The 3718-nt window shown below is 74.6% G+C and carries 3 protein-coding genes and 1 pseudogene; 1 reads left to right on the forward strand and 3 read right to left on the reverse strand.

What is annotated here, in order from left to right:
* The coding region (locus tag VR45_RS30750) for a peptidase (protein WP_045943149.1) at nt 1-1098 on the reverse strand (1098 nt) is incomplete at its 3' end.
* Between the two features lie 214 nt (nt 1099-1312).
* Here VR45_RS30750 and VR45_RS48055 point away from each other — a divergent pair.
* Nucleotides 1313-2707, forward strand: coding sequence for a hypothetical protein (locus tag VR45_RS48055; protein WP_199926032.1), 1395 nt, complete (start codon nt 1313-1315; stop codon nt 2705-2707).
* 22 nt (nt 2708-2729) lie between these two features.
* Here VR45_RS48055 and VR45_RS48060 read toward each other — a convergent pair whose 3' ends face one another.
* The gene (locus VR45_RS48060) at nt 2730-3173 is read right to left on the reverse strand and encodes a hypothetical protein (RefSeq protein WP_045943151.1); all 444 of its coding nucleotides are present in this window, start codon (nt 3171-3173) and stop codon (nt 2730-2732) included.
* A gap of 148 nt (nt 3174-3321) precedes the next feature.
* Nucleotides 3322-3531 (reverse strand): annotated as a pseudogene (locus tag VR45_RS50715) (hypothetical protein); the annotation flags it as partial.
* Nucleotides 3532-3718 lie beyond the last annotated feature (187 nt).

A 3718-nucleotide genomic window follows, 5' to 3' on the forward strand; every position in this document is an offset into this window, starting at 1 on the left:
CTCGCCGCTGTAGCGGAGGTTGGCGGTGGCGCTGGTGACGCCGTGGGTCATCTCGTGGCCCATGGTGTCGAGGTCGACCTGCTCCGGGTCGGTGACGCCGTCGCCGTCACCGGTCATCATGCAGAAGCAGCTGTCGGACCACTGGGCGTTGTCCCACTTGGTGCCGACGTGGACGAAGACGGTGGCGCCCTTGCCGTCGTTCTTGATGCCGCTGCGGTTGAAGGTGTTCTTGTAGTAGTCGTACGTCCAGGCGGTGTTGGCGTGGGCGTCGACGGCCGCGGTGGCGCGGTCGGTGGAGAACTTCTTCCCGTCGCCCCAGACGTTGTCGGTGTCGGTGAAGAGGGTGCCGGAGTTCGCGTTGAGCGAGCTCGCGGAGACGTTGTTGGCGTCCTTGGTGATGTGGCCGCGCGTCGGGTCCTTCAGCGAGAAGCCGCCGGTCTGCGCGGTGGTGTCGATGGTGATGTCACCGGTGTACTCGGAGTGGCCGGTGCCGGTGGCCTGGTGCTCGGCGTCGTAGGCCTCGATCTGCTCACCGGTGTTGGCGTCGGTGACGACGATCCGGCCGGCCGGCTGGCCGTGGTCGCCGGTGCCCTCGACGGTGGTGCGCCAGGCGAGGCGCGGGGTGCCGTCGGCGGCCCAGACCACGAGTTCGGGGCTGCTGGTGGCGCTGTCGACGCCGGGGGCGGCTTCGAGCGCGCGGCCGGCGGTGAGCTGGGCGGGGACCTTGGGAACGATCGTGCGCACGGCGGCGTCGTGGGCGGCCGCGCGGGAGGAGTCCTTGAGCCGGCCGCGGGAGTCCTGGTGGACCACCAGGTCGCCGCCGACCACGGGCAGGCCGAGGTAGGTGCGGTCGAAGCGGACGTGCTGGGTGCCGTCGGCGTCCAGCACGACGTCCTTGACCAGGAGGTCCTGGCCGTCGGCGAAGCCGAAGACCGACGCGTTGTGGGCGACGTTGGCCCGGGCCTTGGCGATCGCCGCGTCACGGCCGGTGGGGGCGGCGGACGCGGTCCCGGCGGTGACGGTGGCGGCGACGAGGGCGGCGGTGGCCGCTATGGCTCCGGCCGCGAGGAAGCGGCGAGAAGAGGAGGTGGGGCTCACTCTGACTCCAGTCGGGGATGCTGCGTGATGCAGGGATGAGAGCTGCGATGAGATTGACGGTGGGCAGTCATCCACGGCTAGAGCGAACGTCAGAACTTTGCCAATTCGTGTCCTGTATTGATCAAATGTGATCGTTTTCGAGTTGTCTGTTCACGCTTGCGCCGGGCCCGTCGTCCGTGGGCGCTCGTCAGCACCCGTGCCGTACGCTCGCGGGATGGACGGATGGGTGGGGGCCTGGACCGGCGGACGTCGTGCGGTGCACGTCGGCAATGTGGCCGACTTCAACGAGCAGTTCCTCCTCGAACCGTCGTCCCGCGGGCGGTTCGCCCCAGGGAGGTTCCCCGGCAGCAGGTCCGCCACGTCGCCGTCCGCCGCCGAGCGGCGCGCCGACCGCCTCCGCCGGGCGCACCACTACGCCGGACTGGCCGTCGGCTACAGCCCCGAACCCGCCGCCCTGGTACTGCCCGCCGAGGTCGACCGGGCCTGGATCGACTGGCTCGCCCGCGAACTGGACTGGGGGCCGGTCGAGCTGTTCGACGGCATCGCCCCCCGCGGGACGGTCGCCGAGGCCCTCGCCACCCGCCCCGCGCTCGCCGAACGGCTCGCCACCGGCCCCGGCCCCGTGCTGTTCTGGGGCCGCACCCCCGACCGGGGCGAGGGTCCGGAGCTCGCGGCCGTCCGCCGCTACGAGGCCAAGGACGCCGCGCACGGCCTCTTCGCCGCGCTCGCCCAGGACCACCCCGGCGTGCGGGTGCCCCGGCAGGAGTCCGTGGACGGCCCCCGGGCGGCCGCCCGGCGACTGGCCGCCCACGCCGCCCGGGGCCGCGCCACGGTACTCAAGTCCCGGCACGGAGTGGGTGGTTACGGAACCGTCGTGATCACCCCGGCGGAGCTGTCGGCGGCCGGCGGCGCCCGGGCGCTGCTCCGCCGGCTGGAACGCGAGGACGCCCTGCCGTCCGGCGGCCCGCTGCTGCTGGAGGAGTACGTGGACGCCGGTCCGGCCGGCACCGGCCGGCTGCGCGACCTCACCTTCGACGCGGTGATCGGCGCCGACGGCCGGGTCCACCCGGTGGGCGTCGGCGAGATGGCGGTCGACGGGACCCGCTACCAGGGGGTGACGGTCGGTCCGGGCGTGGTGCCGCCCGGCGCCGCCGCCACCGCCGAACGCTTCGGCCTCGCGGTGGGGGAGCGGTTGGCCGAGGCCGGCCACCGGGGCTGGTACGACGTGGACTTCGTCACCGACCGCGAACGCCGGCTCGCCCCGACCGAGGCCAATCTGCGGCTCACCGGACCGGCGATCGCCTTCGTCCTGCGCCACCGGCTGGACCAGGTGCGCGGCCCCGGCCACCTGGTCCGCACCCTGGACGCGATGCCGCTCGGCGCCCGGCTCTCCCAGGAGGCGCTGCACGGCCACCTGGACCGGCTGCGCCCGGCCTGCGCGCGGCTCGGCGCGACGCTGCTGCCGCTGATCGTGACGGCCGGCCACGAGCCGGAGCCGGCCGTCGGTCTGGCGCTCGCCGCCCGGAGCGTCGAGGCGCTGGACGCCGCGCAGGCCCTGCTCGGGGCGGCCCACCACGGGCTGGGCCGGATGTTCGAGGCCCTGCGCTGAGCCTCCGACCGGGCCCCACCGGTCAGGGCTGCTTCGGCGGTTCGGACGGCTTCGGGCGCCAGGCCAGGAACCGGACCAGGATCGCGGCCGAGACCATCAGGGCGATGTTGAACACGAAGACCAGCCACGCCTGGGCGTGCCAGTCGTACGGGCGGGTGGTCCGGTACAGGTTGTCCTGCGGCCACCAGGAGGCCAGCAGCCAGAACACCGCCAGGTGCGCGGCGAACGAGAGACCGGGCGGCCGCCGCATCCGCGCCGTAGTCCCGGCTCCGAACAGCAGCCAGGCCACGCCGAGTCCGAACGAGGCGCACTCGAAGAAGTAGAGCACCCGGAAGAGGTCGTCGTACGGGGCCGGAACGGCCGAGACGTCGGTCGAACCCGGCCAGAGGCTGTTCGTGAGCAGCCCGGCGACGACCGCCGCCGGCACCCCGAGGCCGATCACGCCGCAGCCGAGGGCGGAGTCCACCCCGGCGGAGCCGCGGCTCCCGCCGCCCTTCCAGCTCCTGCCGCCCGTGGTCGGCCGGCGCGGGCAGCGGCAGCGCGGCCCGGTCGAGTTTGCCGGCCCGGGTGCGCGGGAGTTCGGGCACCGGGACCACGGCGGCGGGTGCCTCCCCGTCCGGCAGCAAGGCCTTCAGCGCGGCCGTCAGCGACCAGCCGTCGGTGTCCGGCGCGCCGGGCACGGCGACGGCGTACCCGACCAGCTCGCGCCGTCCGGGCGCCACCTCCACCTCGGCGACCGCCGCCTCCCGGATCCCGGGGCGGGCGCGCAGCCGGGCCTCGGCCCGGGCCGCGAGGGACACCGTCCTGGCGACGGTGGCGGACATCCGGACGTCGGTCGGTCCGACCACGCCCGCCGCCCGGCCGATGAACTCCAGCGTGCCGTCCGCGGTGAACCGGCCGAGGTCGCCGGTCAGCAACACCCGGCCGTCCTTGTCGTGCGCCGAGTGCACGAACCGGCGGGCCGTCTCCTCGGGCCGGCCGGGGTAGCCGCGGCCGAGGCCGGGACCGGCG

Source organism: Streptomyces sp. NRRL S-495 (assembly GCF_000966955.1).
GTDB lineage: Bacteria > Actinomycetota > Actinomycetes > Streptomycetales > Streptomycetaceae > Kitasatospora > Kitasatospora purpeofusca.

Coding starts and splice junctions, on each gene's coding strand:
- VR45_RS48055 (WP_199926032.1), top strand. CDS start 1,313: ATGGACGGATGGGTGGGGGCCTGGACCGGCGGACGTCGTGCGGTGCAC.